At 42.4% G+C, this 16,025-nt stretch carries 16 protein-coding genes and 1 other annotated feature (1 of these 17 cut by a window edge); of the genes, 13 read left to right on the forward strand and 3 right to left on the reverse strand.

Going from position 1 to position 16,025, the window contains the following annotated elements:
• Positions 1–222, forward strand: a binding site (T-box leader) (it extends 44 nt beyond the left edge of the window).
• Positions 223–359: 137 nt separating this feature from the next.
• On the forward strand, positions 360–1,445 hold the full coding sequence (gene asd / locus AC58P7_RS19320; RefSeq protein ID WP_497345671.1) for an aspartate-semialdehyde dehydrogenase: 1,086 nt from the start codon (positions 360–362) through the stop codon (positions 1,443–1,445).
• A gap of 54 nt (positions 1,446–1,499) precedes the next feature.
• On the opposite strand, the gene AC58P7_RS19325 is transcribed toward asd, so the two are convergent.
• From AC58P7_RS19325 to AC58P7_RS19335, 3 genes are all read right to left on the reverse strand, one after another.
• The gene (locus AC58P7_RS19325) at positions 1,500–1,928 is read right to left on the reverse strand and encodes a DUF1801 domain-containing protein (RefSeq protein WP_497345673.1); all 429 of its coding nucleotides are present in this window, start codon (positions 1,926–1,928) and stop codon (positions 1,500–1,502) included.
• 166 nt (positions 1,929–2,094) lie between these two features.
• Positions 2,095–3,144, reverse strand: coding sequence for a rod shape-determining protein (locus AC58P7_RS19330; RefSeq protein ID WP_497345675.1), 1,050 nt, complete (start codon positions 3,142–3,144; stop codon positions 2,095–2,097).
• A 269-nt stretch (positions 3,145–3,413) separates the two neighbouring features.
• Positions 3,414–3,818, reverse strand: a complete 405-nt coding sequence (locus AC58P7_RS19335) for a CBS domain-containing protein (RefSeq protein ID WP_497345677.1) — start codon at positions 3,816–3,818, stop codon at positions 3,414–3,416.
• A 241-nt stretch (positions 3,819–4,059) separates the two neighbouring features.
• Here AC58P7_RS19335 and AC58P7_RS19340 point away from each other — a divergent pair, with 241 nt between their 5' ends.
• The 12 genes from AC58P7_RS19340 (at position 4,060) to AC58P7_RS19395 (ending at position 16,002) form a co-directional block, all read left to right on the forward strand.
• Positions 4,060–4,395 (forward strand): cupin domain-containing protein, encoded by a 336-nt coding sequence (locus tag AC58P7_RS19340; RefSeq protein ID WP_497345679.1) that lies wholly within the window; start codon positions 4,060–4,062, stop codon positions 4,393–4,395.
• Between the two features lie 298 nt (positions 4,396–4,693).
• Positions 4,694–5,671 carry an aldo/keto reductase gene (locus AC58P7_RS19345; RefSeq protein WP_497345681.1) on the forward strand — a complete coding sequence of 326 codons (978 nt, stop codon included), beginning with the start codon at positions 4,694–4,696 and terminating at the stop codon, positions 5,669–5,671.
• A 358-nt stretch (positions 5,672–6,029) separates the two neighbouring features.
• Positions 6,030–6,203 carry a VOC family protein gene (locus AC58P7_RS19350; RefSeq protein WP_497345683.1) on the forward strand — a complete coding sequence of 58 codons (174 nt, stop codon included), beginning with the start codon at positions 6,030–6,032 and terminating at the stop codon, positions 6,201–6,203.
• 178 nt (positions 6,204–6,381) lie between these two features.
• Entirely contained in the window at positions 6,382–7,287 is a 906-nt protein-coding gene (locus tag AC58P7_RS19355) for a DUF3221 domain-containing protein (protein ID WP_497345685.1), read from the forward strand.
• A gap of 228 nt (positions 7,288–7,515) precedes the next feature.
• Positions 7,516–8,175 (forward strand): hypothetical protein, encoded by a 660-nt coding sequence (locus AC58P7_RS19360; protein WP_497345687.1) that lies wholly within the window; start codon positions 7,516–7,518, stop codon positions 8,173–8,175.
• A gap of 14 nt (positions 8,176–8,189) precedes the next feature.
• Complete coding sequence (locus AC58P7_RS19365; protein ID WP_497345689.1) at positions 8,190–9,281, forward strand: toxic anion resistance protein; 1,092 nt, start codon at positions 8,190–8,192, stop codon at positions 9,279–9,281.
• 183 nt (positions 9,282–9,464) lie between these two features.
• Positions 9,465–10,289 (forward strand): DUF6492 family protein, encoded by an 825-nt coding sequence (locus AC58P7_RS19370; protein WP_497345691.1) that lies wholly within the window; start codon positions 9,465–9,467, stop codon positions 10,287–10,289.
• A complete protein-coding gene (locus AC58P7_RS19375) occupies positions 10,286–11,401 on the forward strand; it encodes a glycosyltransferase family 4 protein (protein ID WP_497345693.1) in 1,116 nt (371 codons plus the stop codon). The genes AC58P7_RS19370 and AC58P7_RS19375 overlap by 4 nt, the downstream gene beginning before the upstream one ends.
• Before the next feature lie 39 nt (positions 11,402–11,440).
• Entirely contained in the window at positions 11,441–12,781 is a 1,341-nt protein-coding gene (locus AC58P7_RS19380; protein ID WP_497345695.1) for a sugar phosphate nucleotidyltransferase, read from the forward strand.
• A gap of 309 nt (positions 12,782–13,090) precedes the next feature.
• Positions 13,091–13,591, forward strand: coding sequence for an LURP-one-related/scramblase family protein (locus tag AC58P7_RS19385; protein WP_497345697.1), 501 nt, complete (start codon positions 13,091–13,093; stop codon positions 13,589–13,591).
• 103 nt (positions 13,592–13,694) lie between these two features.
• Positions 13,695–14,984 (forward strand): DUF4309 domain-containing protein, encoded by a 1,290-nt coding sequence (locus AC58P7_RS19390; protein WP_497345699.1) that lies wholly within the window; start codon positions 13,695–13,697, stop codon positions 14,982–14,984.
• 118 nt (positions 14,985–15,102) lie between these two features.
• Positions 15,103–16,002, forward strand: a complete 900-nt coding sequence (locus AC58P7_RS19395; protein ID WP_497345760.1) for an NAD(P)-dependent alcohol dehydrogenase — start codon at positions 15,103–15,105, stop codon at positions 16,000–16,002.
• The last annotated feature ends 23 nt before the right edge of the window (positions 16,003–16,025 follow it).

Here is a 16,025-nt window from a genome sequence, read left to right on the forward strand (position 1 = left end):
GAGAGCTCCGTCAGCTGAAAAGGAGTAAAGAGTTGTTTATTGAAAAAAGCCTCAGAGCAGCACTTCGGAACCTAATTGAGTAGGGGATGGAGTGACAGGAGCTCCTGTTACAGAGCTAAAGTATACGCATTTCGAAGAAATGCCGTACTTGAAGAGGCTGTACTATGGCGACATAGTAGCGAAACTGGGTGGTACCACGAGAATATAGATCTCGTCCCTAAGACTGACTGATGTCTTGGGGGTGGGATTTTTTTATTTATTACACGCATGTGAAACAAAAGTTACACCATATCGGACTGTCAGAATTATATGTAGGAGTTTCCATTAATCATACTATGTTGAAAGGATTTGAATTTTAAATGGCTGAGAAATTGAAAGTTGGTATTGTTGGAGGAACTGGCATGGTTGGCCAGCGTTTTGTTGATTTACTGGATCAGCATCCTTGGTTTAAGGTAACAGCTATCGCGGCAAGCAGCAGTTCTGCAGGTAAAACATATGAAGAAGCTGTGCAAGGCAGATGGAAATTGGCTGGCCCAATGCCTGAGTCCGTGAAAAATATCATCGTTCAGGATGCTTCGCAAGTGGAGGAAGTTGCCTCTGGGGTTGATTTTATTTTCTGTGCGGTAGATATGAAAAAAGAAGAAATTAAAGCGTTGGAGGAAGCCTACGCAAAAACGGGCACACCTGTCATTTCTAATAACTCCGCTCACCGCTGGACGCCTGACATTCCGATGGTTATTCCTGAAGTGAATCCAGGGCATATTGATGTCATTGCAGCACAGAGAAAACGTCTTGGCACGTCGACCGGATTTATTGCAGTTAAGCCTAACTGTTCAATCCAAAGCTATGTGCCTGCACTTCATGCATTGTTAGATTACAAACCAACAAAAGTAATTGCATCGACGTATCAAGCGATTTCCGGCGCAGGCAAAAACTTTACCGATTGGCCTGAAATGTTAGATAATGTGATTCCATATATTGGCGGCGAGGAAGAAAAAAGCGAGCAGGAGCCACTCCGCATCTGGGGTAGCATTGTAAATGATCAAATTATTAAAGCGAGTTCACCTGTCATTGCAACACAGTGTATTCGCGTTCCCGTAACGGACGGACATTTGGCTACGGTATTCGCATCATTTGAGAACAAACCATCAAAAGAAGAGATTCTTCAGCGCTGGTTGAATTTCAAAGGACGTCCGCAGGAGCTTGGTCTGCCTAGCGCACCAAAACAGTTCATCACTTATTTTGAAGAAGAGAACAGACCGCAAACCAATCTTGATCGTGACATTGAGCGCGGTATGGGCGTTTCGGTGGGGAGATTGCGCGAGGATTCACTATTTGATTACAAATTCGTAGGTTTATCGCATAATACATTACGCGGCGCAGCGGGTGGAGCTGTATTGATTGCTGAATTGTTGAAAGCAGAAGGTTACATTCAAGCAAAGTAGAAGCATGCATATTCGAAAAAGAAACCAGCAAGCATCCGGGATGCTTGCTGGTTTTCAGTTTTCCTTAGTTGGATAACGATCCTTCAGCAATGTGACAGATTGCGTGATTAATGCTTTTAATACATCAACATCGATAGCTGCTACTTTATTGATGTATACACACCCTTTACCTGCTGTATGGGTGCCAAAGTCCTTCAATAACTCATCACGTGTTGAGTCACCTGTCGCAAAATACAGGCTGATTTTGGCTTTGCGAGGTGAAAAACCAACTAGCGGTGCATCACCCTCGTGACCAGAATCATATTTATAATGATAGGAGCCAAAACCAATAATACTCGGTCCCCACATTTTCGCTTCATAACCACTCGTTTCCGTAAAAATATCTAACAATGTATAGGCATCTTCACGTTTCTTAAGACTTTCGACATTTTCAATAAACGCAAGGACACTGCTGTCCGTTGCTTTCGTTTTTTGTTCATACATAGTACAAAACACTCCTCGTCACTTCAGTATAATCACCAAAATACTAATCCATTCATTCCCATGAACGAAGAAAAAATCTGGACTGTTTAGATAAATAAGGTTGATGCTTATTAATTATAAGAGCTTTGGAGTGAGAGGAATATGTTTTTTTTGTTATTGTGCTTTTTTAAGTTCTAACAGCTGTTTCTTCTTGCATCTTATCCTCCTGTGTCATGGGCCTGCTCTTAGATCTATAGACACCTAGCATCATGCCCGTACCCAGTGCGGTACATTCAAGCGGATGTTCCGCGATATGTACGGCAACCCCAGTCTCGGTGCGGATCCGTTCATCGATCCCTTCCAATAACGCGCCGCCTCCGCACAACAAGATCCCTTGTTCCATTACGTCGCCTGCAAGCTCGGGGGGACAAAGTTCTAAGGTTGCCCGAATAGCTTCGATCAATGTTCCTAAGAAATCATTGACCACTGTGTAAATTTCACTCGAGACCAGCTGTATCGATCGCGGCAATCCATTAACCAAATCGCGTCCCCGGATATTAAGCGTACGTTCATCCGTTAAAGCGCTGGCAGTCCCAATTTGTTTTTTAATGTCTTCGGCGGTTCGTTCCCCGATTTCCATGTTATATTGTCGTTTAACATAATCCATAATGTCACGATCAATCGACAACCCTGCCCGATTGATCGTATGACTGGCGACAATGCCTCCAAGCGACAAAACGGCTACTTGGCAAGTCCCTCCACCGATATCGAGTACTAGGTGACCGATAGGTTCGTCGAGCATGAGTCCCGCACCGAGTGCTGCCGCTATAGGTTCCTCGACGACTATCGCTTTTTTGGCCCCCTTGTGGACGATTGTTTCTTCAATCGCCCGCTTTTGTACATTCGTAATACCGCAAGGCACCGTGATGTAGATCTGCGAACTTCGTAGAAAAGAGGTTCTACCTTGGATTTTTTTAATAAAATATTTCAACATGATGCTTGTCTTGTCAAAATTAGCGATAACACCATTTATTAAGGGGTACGTGATATCCACATGGGCAGGGGCTCGGCCAATCATCGCTTGCGCTTCAGAACCTGCGGCCAGTAACTCACCCGTATTTTGATTAAATGCGACAACGGATGGTTCGTTTAGCACAATACCTTTTCCCTTTTCGAAAATAACTGTGTTTGATGTACCTAGGTCAATCCCATATAGTTTATCGAACTGTTTGAACATAAATTCATTTCCTCCTTTGATTGTAGTACAGTTTGGCTTGGAGGTGGCATACACGTCTGTATAGTATTCATGTAAGTTCGCGGATTTAAGGGGGCATGTTGAATTTTGGCAAAAATTAGTTTCCTGCAAACTTTTCGCGTGCATTCTTTCATGAGGGTTGGTAAAAGAAGTAGGAACGATGAATTTATTGGGAGCTTATAAAGTAAGAAAAGCGGAAGGAATGGGGCAACTGAGCCCTATTCCTAACCCGCTTGAATGCGCATTACCGTTTAATCCGTAATATTTCTCGTATAATATGCAATAATGTCCTTGCGTCGAATGATGCCGAGGAAGACGCGTTCATTATCAACAACAGGAACGAAGTTCTGGTCGGCAGCGAGCGCTAGCATATCTTCCATGTGCGCATCGATAGCGACGCATTCGTTAAAAATCCGTTTTTTGATACCAGTTACAGAAATCTCGTCCATGTTAACGAATGTAAGGTCGGGAGTGTACTTCAGTTTCCATAACAAATCTCCTTCGGATAAGGTGCCGACGTACTTCCCATCCTCATCGATAATCGGAATCGCTGTATAATGGCAGGCTTCCAGCCGGTCTATCGCTTCTCGCATAGAAGCGGTAGTCGTCAAGTAAGATACTTTGTCCTTGGGTAATAAAAACGATTTAATTTCCACTTTGTTTCGCTCCTTTTCATCCCGAATTAAGATAACTATTTAATTAAAACATATATCAGCCCCAAAAGTGCATGATTTATATGTGTAATAAATGGAAATAGGAATACCTTTTTTAACAGAATGGCGGGAAAGTTCAATTAAACCCAATTTGCACCTTTGATTGTATCTCATTTTATAGCATCATTAAATAAAAAAATTATGGATACTAACATGAAATAATAGTAAGAGAGGGGGATATCTTTTGAATTTTAAGTTGAATGATTTACATAATTATCTAAACCAATTAAAGGAATTTGAAAACATACCATATTATGAATTTTTCAAGGCTTCTTCAATGAGTGTGGGACTCTATAAACTAAATAAAGATGAACAGGACCATCAAAAGCCACATACAGAAGATGAGATTTATTTGATAATTGAAGGAAAAGCTTCGTTTCAAAATGGAGATACAAATATTGAAATAAGTAAAGGGGATCTCCTGTTCGTTGAAGCAAACAAAGAACATCGATTCTATGATATAACGGAAGATCTCACTACCTTGGTCTTTTTTTCACCAGCAGAACACTCGAACAAATAAATAGTCCTACATAAGAGGGGAATATGTTGGCTTTGAAAATCAATGTGGTTGATGCTTTTACGGATAAAGTCTTCAATGGTAACCCAGCTGCAGTATGATTAACTTCTGAACCACTAGATGATGTACTGATGCAAAAAGTAACAGGGCAAGCTGTTATGGTTATGAAAAACGAGTTATTTATTACAATGTAGTTACTTAAAGGGAAGTAGGTAAAAATAAAGTGCGTACTTCCAAGTAGTATGATTTTTGGTTATATTTCATTTGAAAGTATGAATTGAACCCAGAGGGAGTAGATACTGTGAAATATCGTGTACTTGGTCGTTCAGGTCTTGAGGTAAGTGAAGTAAGTTTAGGCTGCTGGGCGATTGGTGGGCCTTCATGGCGAGACGGTGAGGCAGTGGGCTGGTCAGGAAATGACGACAATGCTTCTATTTCAGGGTTGAAACGCGCATTTGAGCTGGGTATCAATCATTTCGATACAGCGGATGTCTATGGAGACGGCCATTCAGAGCGCGTAATCGGACGGTTTCTGAAAGAAGTTCCGCGAGATAAAGTCGTCATCGCCTCCAAAGTCGGTTGGTTCCGAGGGACAGCTCCTAATGCCATGCAACCGATTCATATCCGTCATCAATTGGAGCAATCTTTAATGAATTTGGGCACCGATTATTTGGATCTTCATTATTTTCATAACACGAATTTCGGTCCAAATGATCTTTATTTGGAGGAAGCGGCCGAAATGATGCGTCAATTACAGAAGGAAGGCAAAGTGCGTGTCATCGGACAATCTGGCTATAGCTACGGTGACTTTAAACGAGTCTGTCCAGTTACACGTCCAGATGTTTTGCAATTCCACTATAATGCATTCGGCAATCAGTTTGATCAACCGGATACCAATTTGTTTGAATGGGCAGATGAGCAGAATCTAGGCATCGTGCTATTTGGGCCGCTTGCGCAGGGCTTGCTGCTCGATAAATTCGATCCAGAGCATCCGCCGAAGTTTGGTGAAGGCGATGTTCGTGCTTCCAATTCAGGATTTACCAAGGAGCGCCTGCTGGAAATCCGCCAACGACTTGTACCAATCAAAAAACGTTTCGGCATGGAAGTTCAAGATTTGGTACGAGTGGCGATTCAATTCGCACTTGCGCAATCTCCGAACGCTTGCGTGATTCCGGGATTCAAGAATGATAAACAGGTGGAGTCCAATGCACAAGGAGCTGGAAACCCATTGAATGCGGAGGAAGTCGCTTTCATTCGCAGCGTTATTCAAGGGTCTTAGGTTGATAGGTACTAATACATTCAATTATGGAAAGCCCGCCAAGGATATGGTGGGCTTTCTTGTTACTCATAAAAAGGGGCAGGTTAATTTAATCAGATCATCCATTATATAACCAAATAGTTATATAGAAAAAATTTCCAATCTATTTTATACTTTACTTATCTTTTCTAGTCCTAGCCGGTTAATGCTTGTATAAATAAGTTGCTTTACCAGTTGTACATCACTGAAATCGAAAGGAGACTAATAATAATGAATGAGCAAGTTTCGGAGGTTTCTAAAGTACAAAGAGCAAGATTCGGGCAGACAATTCAAGTGAGATTGGGAAGGTCTTGATTATGGTTGGGATTCTTTTATTCATGTGATTTGGAGTGACCTGGACATATTAGTTGAAGAAGTGCGAAGTAAGGATGGCATTATTGCAATTGAGCCTTTTACTGGTGTGCATGGAAAATGGGAATTTAAAAATGCCTACATACAAGACCCTGATGGATATAATCTGGTCTTAGGTGCGATGCGCCAGTTAAATGAGTAGTACTTGATCTTGAGTTACGGAGATAGTCAATTGCAACAATACAGAAGGCTGCCGCGTGCAGCCTTTTGTTCTAAAAGCAGTTTAGAAGAAACAGAAACTTTTCAAAGATAGTGGCCGTCTAATTCATACAACTAATTTCGAAGATCATATTCGTGGTAACGAGAGGAAGGCAAAGTCCATGAAGAACACGATGCATTTGTTTCGTATGCTCGTTTGTACGTTTATTTTTACTTCATTGATTGCAGCTTGTGGAGTGCTAATTCCGGATGATAAAAATGAAGGGTTTAATCAGCTTGGGACATCAGGGCAGATTAAATCTGTACCTAAAAAGGATCTAGAGCGATATGTGAATAAGCTTTCCACATTAGGCGCTATTTTTAAAAGCCATCATGTCATATTCCAGTCCTCCTCTAGTAATGAAAAAGAAGGTTTTCTTGAAGTCCGTCGAACCGATGATCCTGCGAAGTCACTGTCAGGCGATGAGGAATCTATGCTTAAACAAGCGATCTATATGGCGCTTGGAGGTGAGTTTCCGCTGAACATAACGGTATTTACGATTGATGAACAATCAGGCGTAACTGGGATAATCACAGCAATCGACGATAAGGGAAGGTTCCTGGTCGTCTCAAAGGAAAGATTTTTAGATAAAGAGAAGAAAATGCCGGATGCGGCGTGGTATGCCATGGCAGACGATGCGTCCATCACGTTTAAGGGGAAGAAACTCCAAACGAAGGATATCGTAATTGGCTCTTCCGTCAAAGTGTGGAGTGCAGGGTTGATGTTAACCAGTTACCCTGGTCAAACAACAGGGCTGCGACTAGACATATTAGCTGAAGACAACGGCCTTGGTGATATCAATGGGACAGTAACCGGATTAGACCAAACGGGCGAAGGCGTGAACGTTGTGCGTACCCTTGAGATCGATGGGGTAAAACATAAGCTGATCCAAGTCACGCAGGTGTGGATGGATGGCCAAGAGGCAGACTTCTCCGATATCAAAGTCGGGAACCATGTCAAAATATGGTTTGCTGGTTATGAGATTGGACCAGAGAAGATGGTTACGAAAGTCGTCATCGAACACTGAGTAGGAAAGGAGTCATGTGTTGAAACGTTATTTCATTTTTGCAGATGGTTGCAGACTTTTGCGAAAATATACAGGTTATCGCATGACTTACTGCATCCTGGGGACATCTTTGACAGGGTACGACGCTTCACTCCATATTTCATCGTTTTTCTGTTATAAATTGACATCAATCGATGTCAGATATATGATTTTAATGGTAATAAGATGGAACAGGGGTGTGAATATATCATGCAAAAGCAATTCAAAGTCGCTGCAGGCATCTCAATTGCAGGATATGTCGTAAGTCTCATAACGGCTGGATTTTTACCAGAGTCAATTAATTTATTAGTACCAACTACGTTATCGATAGGAAGTATTCTTCTACTAAGTCGATCTTCAAGTGCCTTGAAAGGGACAAGCATTACAAGTCCTATTAGTGAGTCTGCCCCCAATTTACCTCCTAGAGGGAGTTCCAATTCTGAAATGGAAATTGAACGAAAAGCTGAAAGTGATCCTTTCTGGGAGCCTATTTCTGAATATATCCATGTAATTGAAGAGACAATGATCTCTGAGGGACAGAAAAACACGTTAGATGATGAAATTGTTGAAAAGACGCTGAGCTTACTTTCAAGGGTTGGCCGATTAATTCCGCAACTGAAAGAATTGAATGATGCAAACATGAATCATAACATACAACGATTAATTTTTAAGGACCTGAATGGCGCAATTAACCCATTTCTAAAATTAGGTGGGGAAGCGAAACGACTAAATCGTCGGCTTCTTCTTACAGGGATTCGGGATATCAACTCTAAACTGTCCGATTATGTAGAAACCATTGAACAAAAAGATTTAATCGAATTGCAGACACGTATGGAACTGATCCAACAGCGTTATCGTTCAACAGACTAAAGGAGGAACGGAAATTGACAACCCAATTGGTGCAATTGAAGTCTACAGATTTGCAGAAAGTCGAACAGGAAGCGAAACAACTGCTCGAGAAAGTAGCTACCACGGATACGATGGAATTAGAAACCTTAATGGATTCGATCGGGCGTATGGGGTCCAAAACAATGGAACAGGCCGGACAATCTTTAGCAATGCTGGAGCGTCCAGTAAATGAATTGATGTCGGGTAAACGCTCAGAGGTGCAAAATAACATTTTGAAGCTTCGCGGCGAAATTGATTCGTTGAGTAAGAGCAAGCAGCTTGGCTTTTTTGAAAAGATGATGAAAAAGACGCCTTTGAAAAATTATATGTATAAGTATCAGTCTGTGAAGACCAACGTGAATGCCATTGTGCAGTCCCTCCGAAATGGGAAGGAAACACTGGAAGAAAACATGGCTTATATGAAAACGTTGAAGAGAAATTCGATAGAGTCTGTCTACAATCTTCAAATGCGTATTGCTATGGGGGAGAACTTGAAGCAGCTTTTTGAAATTGAAATTGCCAAGCCCGAAAATGAAAACCGTAAAACCCATCTGGAGCGAGGTCTCCGGAAAGTGGTAACGCGTATTCAGTCATTTCAGGAAATGGTCATTCTCTACCAACAAGCAATTGCGGGGACAGACATTATCAACGACAACAATGATAAACTTATTGATGCGGTTGATGCGACGATCGATAAAACGCAGAATCTACTTACTGTATCCGCGATGATCTCCATGGCCATTGAAGATCAAGTACAAACGATAGAAGCTGTTAATTCGGCGAACTCGACGCTTAATAAAATGTTTGAGGACAACTCGCGTTTGCTGAAAGAAACGACTCAGAAGACGAACGAATTACTCGGCAAGCCATGGTTACAAATGGAATCCATTGAACGGGGGATGACGGATCTGTTTGCGGCGTTGGATCTATTTGAACAGTCAAATCGGACCATCATTCAATCGGCAACAGAGCACACGCAACGGCTTGGCAACATTAGTCAGCAAATGACACAAAGACTTGGCTTAGCGCCTGGTACTAAAACGAATGCAGAGCTTAAAGCTTCCGAGTTAGGCGGGCTTTTGGAATAAGAAATACTTATATGATTAGCTGTCAGGGATTAATCCTTGGCGGCTATTTTTCATACTCATGTGAAATTAAAAAATCATAATCCTGACTTTTACTATTCTGTGCTTTTCACCCCCTTGAAACCCATTCCATTTCCTTCTTCCGACATATGATAATCCATACGTTTGAATAATGGAGATGAGCGAATGTTCATGCAAATTAAAGAGCAGCTTAGCAAGACACCCCAAATTGATGTGCTAATTCCAGCTATTGAGAAAGATCTAGGTACTCTCCCCCTTGTTATTGACGCAGTAAGGAAACATGTGAAACACCCCATAGGCGAAATCATTATTGTTGCTCCTTGGAAACAACGAATTCTTGATCTTTGTTCCAGAAAGGGATGTCGATTCGTTCATGAAGATACCGTTCTGCCAATCACGAAGAAGGACATCCACTATCAATCCAAAACATGGGATCGGACCGGATGGCTCTATCAGCAGTTACTCAAGCTGAACGGTGATACGTTGTGCTCGTCCAAGTACTATATGGTCATTGATGCGGATACCGTACTCATTCGACCTCATGTCTTCAAAGTGGGCAACAAGACGGTGTTTTACTGTCGGGACTGGAGTCAAGGCGAATATTTCAAAACCTATCGAAAATTGATGGGAAGAAGTCGCTCAGCTCGTTTGTCTTTCGTTACCCATTACATGCTGTTTGAGAAATCAAAAGTAAAGCAGTTGAAACAAGCGATTGAAACCAAACATAACAGAAGCTGGTACTCTGCGATAATGAAAAGTATGAATAGATCCAAGCAGTTTGCTTTTTCCGAATTTGAAACGTATGGCAATTTCCTTTATGCATCCGCGGCTAACAAAATGATCTTGAAGCCTGCGTTGAATAAGAGCTTACACTTGAGCAAATCCCAGTTGTCACCTTCAAGGCTGATCTCCTTGGCAAAGTCATATCGGTCCATTTCTCTACACAAACGAAAGGGATATGTGAAGTCCATCAAGTTGGTGTCCAAATGAAGCCCTATGTTGTGGTCTGGAAGGGACCTGTTCATAAAGCAAGCGGTCTTGGCCGTGCGAGTCGAGCGTATGCAGGTTCCCTAGCGCGTACCGGCGTCGCAGTGAGATTAGGCGATTCAAGTAAAAGGTTTAATCTTGCGAAAGGTAAAAAGGTTCTTATTTATCACCATGTTCCTACTCATATTAAATGGAAGATCGAACGAAGTCTGCATCATCGCATTATATTGAATACCGTTTGGGAAACAAGTAAAACGCCCCATAAATGGCTTTCCCATATGAACAAATTTGATGGAATTTGTGTACCCACAAAACATAATAAGCGGGCTCTACAGAATAGCGGTGTAAAAGTGCCCATTTATATCGTTCCTCATGGGGTTAGCACCAAAGCATATCATCCGAACAATAAGAAGTTGTTTTTGCCGCGTGCAGCAGGCAAGTTTACTTTCGTGTCCGTGTTCGGCTTCCAACACCGCAAAAACCCAGAAGGTTTACTAAGAGCCTATTGGGAAGAATTTTCCTCCCAAGATAACGTCATTCTTGTGATCAAAACGAACGGATATGCGCCCTATGAGAATGAGCGTTGGATTCATCAAAAAATAGCGCAATACAAAAAGAGATTAGGCATTCACAAAGATACCGCCCCCGTTGTCGTGATCGGCCGCCGACTCAGTGAACGCCAATTGAAAGGTCTATATACACTTGGTGATGCCTTCGTCCTACCCACGCGTGGCGAGGGAGTTGGACTCCCTTTTTTAGAAGCGTTAGCGAGCGGTATTCCGGTCATCACAACAGCTTGGGGCGGGCAAATGGATTTCCTAACGCACAATAACTCGTTTCTTATCCCTTATCAATTGAAGAATCCTGCAGTTAGCATGAACAGTCAACATGCCATTTCGAGATCATTCAGCTATCTGTTTGCAGAGAAGGGACAACTGTGGGCGGAACCAGATCTGCTTAGTTTGAGAAGGATCATGAGGAAAGCGTACGAAAATCCCGAGCTTTGCAAACGAAAAGGAAGCCAAGGCAGGAAGGATATTGCTCATTTAACCTGGGGACGGGCAGGAGCGTTAATGAAGCATGCGGTTGAACAAACAATTCGATCTAAGAAATAAGGTTGTAGGGTGATGTTCCCCAGGGAAGGAGTATTGGGCTTGCATATCGTACTATTATGCGGGGGATCGGGGAAAAGGCTATGGCCCATTTCCAACGAGATTCGCTCCAAAGTGTTTCTTAAACTTTTGAAATCCGATGACGGGATTAGTGAATCCATGATTGGGCGGATCTGCAGACAATTAGATGAGGTGGGGTTGCTTCATTCCACTTCAATCGTTACGCATCACAGCCAAATAGAGATCACGCGTAACTATGTCGGCGAGCACATCCCAATCCTAGGTGAACCTTATAAAAGAGGAACATTTGCAGCAGTCGCTTTGGCTGTCAGTTATCTGCATGATAAGCTGCAAGTGGATCCGAATGAAACAATTTGTATTCTTCCTGTGGACACTTATGTGGATTCCGCATTCTTCCAGTTACTTCATCGCTTTCCGGAGGTCCTTTCACGTTCTAACGCGGATCTTGCTCTCCTCGGCACCAAACCTACGATGCCCTCTGATCAATTCGGCTATATCGTTCCTGTTCTTCCCGAGGAGAATAACGATTTTGCATTCATTCGCCATTTCATTGAGAAGCCTAGTGAGCAAGCAGCTAATCAATTAATTGCACAACACGCGTTGTGGAACTGCGGTATATTCGCATTCCCCTTAAGGTTCATGCTGACGTATTTGACGGACAAGGGGCATCCAACCCAAGTGGAGGCATGGTTAGCAAAATACGAACAACTACCAAATGAAAGTTTTGATCGAGAAGTAGTTGAGCTCACAAGTCTTGCTGTTGTAATGACGTACGCAGGATTATGGAAAGATCTAGGAAGCTGGGAGGCGCTCACTTCTCATTTTGAGGAAAAAGTAATCGGTTCAGGTCGAATATCGGACGATTCTGTGAATACCCATCTGATTAACGAACTTCCTTATCCGATTGAGGTGATTGGCGTTCCAGAAATTATCGTTGCAGCTAGCCCTGACGGTATTCTAATTGCAAACAAGGAGAAAGCCAATCTAATCAAGGAAAGGCTTTCAGGAGCGTCTCAGGTTCCAATGTATGTCGAGAAGAAATGGGGATCCTACCAAATCATACATTATTGGAGGGATACTAATGGGATAGATGGCATGCTCAAGAAATTGAAGCTCTCTCAGGGACACTATACGAGTTATCACCAGCACCTCAATCGGCAAGAAAGCTTGACTATTTTGTCGGGCAGCGCGGAGATTGTAATGGATGATAAACAGTACAGGCTTGAGGCGGGCGATGTTTTGCAAATTCCAGCAGGGTCCAAACATGGTATCAAGGCAATCAGCGATTTAGAATTAATGGAAGTTCTATTAGGGGTTGAACTTGAGAAGGAAGATATCATTCGCATTGAAATGAATTGGTAATGCACTATGCTTTGCTTTGATGAGGCTGTCTCAATAGGTCTAAATAGACCTAAGAGATAGCCTTGTTTTTTTGCATTAAAATACCAAAAAGAAATCTCTCTTTGGTACAGGTGGCTCACAGCGATTTCTTCGAAATTCAGCAAACTGATCGCCAAATAAAAGTTTGTATATACGCCATGCAAAGCATAGTATATTCGAGTAGGCATCTAAATTCATTTGGATAAAATAACCATTTATTTTTTTGACATATGGACACCTCATGGCTCTTTTAACTTCACTTTCGTAATCATACAAGAGGAGGCAAGTATAATGAATTTATACTTTCGGGATCGTTTCTTTAGTGCCGGTGAAACGGAGATTCTGAACGAACAGGGTGAAAATGTTGGTCAAATTGATTTGAGAAGTACGTTTGGCTCTGCACTCGATGTGTATGGAGCGAATGGCCAGTTGTTGTACAAAGGAAGCTTTCCTTTTTTCTCAGGTAAATGGGTAGTAGCTGGCGTGGACGGTGAAGAGTTCGGTGTTTTGAGAAGCAGATTAGCTTTTTTTACTAAGAAATTCACGTATGAAACCGATGGCAGAGGGAGCTACGAGATCATTTCTCCAGTATTTTCTAAAGAATATGAGATTTCGGATGAATCCGGTGCTCTTGTTGCCCGGTTCGAACAAGTGAGTGGCTGGTTTTCCGCAGGTGCTTTTCTATTGAACAATCATTCTGAGGAATTGGATAGTTACGAACTTATAGCAGTGGTCATGGGCATGCATGCCATTCAGAAGCGGCAGCAATCTGCGGGAAACAGCGCAACCTAATTTAGAAATTTTTCCCAAAAATACGGATTCTCACAGAACATTCCAACCGCTTCCACGTCTAATGGATATGGATAGAGTTAATGGAATAAAGGAGGGAAACCGTATGCCGATCAAATATGTCATCATGATGATTTGTGCGTTGCTTGTAGGAGTCGGTGGGGGTTACTCAATGACGAGTCACCAAACACAGTCAGAGGTAAACTCGACCATGGTGCCAAGTCCGACCTTCAACCAGGAAAACAAAGCTACTCTCAATATTGAGGAGCAAAGCTTGAATTTGAAGGATAGGGATACATTACTTCGAATGTTGTCACGGGTTCACGATAGTAATGAAGGGTTCGAATACACGGAAGATCAACTGAAGGAAATGCAGGCCAATCCTGAAAATAAGGATTATAGCCATGTTCTAAAACATTTTGCTAAATCACGTCTAAACAAGGAAATCGCTACATTTCAAACGATCGGAAAACCGGTAAATCCTCGCTCCTTGCTCATCACAACCAGTGATCAACAGGCTTACATGGTCTATATGAGAAAAGATTATTCGCATGATGGGATATGGCTTGTAAGTGGTTTTCTGAACTATATGCCGCAAGGCAATCAAATTTCTGAAATCTATAGAAACGTATCTCTAGCTCAAGCACCCGTTGAAGTGAAGGAATGGGCTGAAGCCTTATTAAAGCTTCCCGATTGGAAAAAGGAATACCGAGTGTTCGGTGATCGAACCTATGTGATGATGAAGTCGTCCTCGTCGTTTTCTGATTCGGTGGAGTTAGAAGATGTAATTTTATCTGCTGGAGAGGTATATATTTCATATCAGTCGTATCAATATGCCGCGAATAGCGAGAAGACAAGATTGAATGATTATTTGTTGCTGGAAATACAGGTTCCTACGATCAGAGGAGTTATTTTTCAGAATACCTATTCCAATTTCCCACTGATTGATGGAAAAGAGCCTGTGCCAGGTGATGAAAGTTCGATCGCTCATTTGAAAAATAAGATTGTACTTGACGGCAAATTTATGGAACTCGCTTCAATGGGAAAAGTGCGAGGAATTGAATTTGGCATTGGTGCCACTCAAGAGGAAGTCATTGCGAAATGGGGGCAACCTCATGAAATCGGTTCTAGGCAGGTGCAATTTCAACGTTGGTATAATTACCACATGTATTTTGGACCGAATAATCACCTTGTTGAGGCCATTCGAGTTCTTGGAGATTCGGTGCCCTACACACTGGCCGAAATCAAAAAAGCTCTTGGAAACCCAACCAGCCAAATCGATGGCGTTGATGGTTTTTGGACGTTATTTTACCAAGCAGGTGATTATCAATTGTATGTCAATGCGACTTCCAAAGATGGGCAAGTTGAATCAGTCATGCTGAAAAAGAAGGTTTAGTGGCTTGAAGTAAATACCTTATACCAATAAATGTTGAGGAGGAAGTTTCATCAAAGCCATCACTTACAACAAATATGGAACTCCTGACGTTCTTAAAGTCAACGAATTAGCAAAACCCATCCCCAAAAATGATGAAGTATTGATTAACATTCATGCGGCATCCATAAATTCATGGGACTGGGATCTTCTTAGAGGTATACCTTTCTTGGTGCGCCTCGGGGGCTTGTTTAAACCTAAATACAACATACTCGGAGCAGATATTGCTGGGCGCGTTGAAGCGGTTGGCAGGGACGTAAAGCATTTTCAGCCTGGTGATGAGGTTTTCGGTGACATTTCTGGCTGTGGGTGGGGCGGATTTGCGGAATCTGTATGTGCGAATGAAAAGGCATTATCACTCAAACCACCAAGGATAACCTTTGAGGAAGCGGCGGCAGTACCACAAGCAGCAGTTCTCGCCTTGCAAGGATTACGCGATAAAGGACGGATTCGTGAAAGACAACAGGTATTAATTAATGGTGCAGGTGGCGGCGTGGGTACATTTGCGATACAGCTTGCCAAGTTATATGGGGCAGAAGTGACTGCCGTGGACAGCACGGAGAAATTGGATATGCTGCGATCACTTGGTGCTAATGAGGTCATCGACTATACCCAAGTTGATTTCACGACCAATGGTCAACGTTATGACTTGATTCTTGATATGGTTGGAACGCGACCAATGATGGCATGCAAGCGTGCGTTACAGCCAAATGGGCAATATGTCATGGTGGGAGGCTCCATGTTACGGATATTCCAAGTCATGATCTTAGGACCCTTGATATCGCTGACAGGAAATAAAAACATGGGGATCCTCATACACAAACCTCATGCAAATGATCAGACTTATTTGGTTGAACTTATAACGTCAGGTAAACTAGCACCTGTAATTGATAGCCATTATCCGCTCAGCGAGGTTGCTGAAGCTCTACGATATTTTGGAGAAGGACAGCATAAGGGGAAAGTGATCATTCGGGTAAAATAATAGAGCACGTACATAGACATGCA

Source organism: Paenibacillus sp. J22FR5 (assembly GCF_059691975.1).

Bases quoted from the DNA above. Each gene is read 5' to 3' on its own strand.
- asd (WP_497345671.1), top strand. From the start codon at position 360: ATGGCTGAGAAATTGAAAGTTGGTATTGTTGGAGGAACTGGCATGGTT.
- AC58P7_RS19325 (WP_497345673.1), bottom strand. From the start codon at position 1,928: ATGTATGAACAAAAAACGAAAGCAACGGACAGCAGTGTCCTTGCGTTT.
- AC58P7_RS19330 (WP_497345675.1), bottom strand. From the start codon at position 3,144: ATGTTCAAACAGTTCGATAAACTATATGGGATTGACCTAGGTACATCA.
- AC58P7_RS19355 (WP_497345685.1), top strand. From the start codon at position 6,382: ATGAAGAACACGATGCATTTGTTTCGTATGCTCGTTTGTACGTTTATT.
- AC58P7_RS19360 (WP_497345687.1), top strand. From the start codon at position 7,516: ATGCAAAAGCAATTCAAAGTCGCTGCAGGCATCTCAATTGCAGGATAT.
- AC58P7_RS19370 (WP_497345691.1), top strand. From the start codon at position 9,465: ATGTTCATGCAAATTAAAGAGCAGCTTAGCAAGACACCCCAAATTGAT.
- AC58P7_RS19375 (WP_497345693.1), top strand. From the start codon at position 10,286: ATGAAGCCCTATGTTGTGGTCTGGAAGGGACCTGTTCATAAAGCAAGC.
- AC58P7_RS19385 (WP_497345697.1), top strand. From the start codon at position 13,091: ATGAATTTATACTTTCGGGATCGTTTCTTTAGTGCCGGTGAAACGGAG.
- AC58P7_RS19390 (WP_497345699.1), top strand. From the start codon at position 13,695: ATGCCGATCAAATATGTCATCATGATGATTTGTGCGTTGCTTGTAGGA.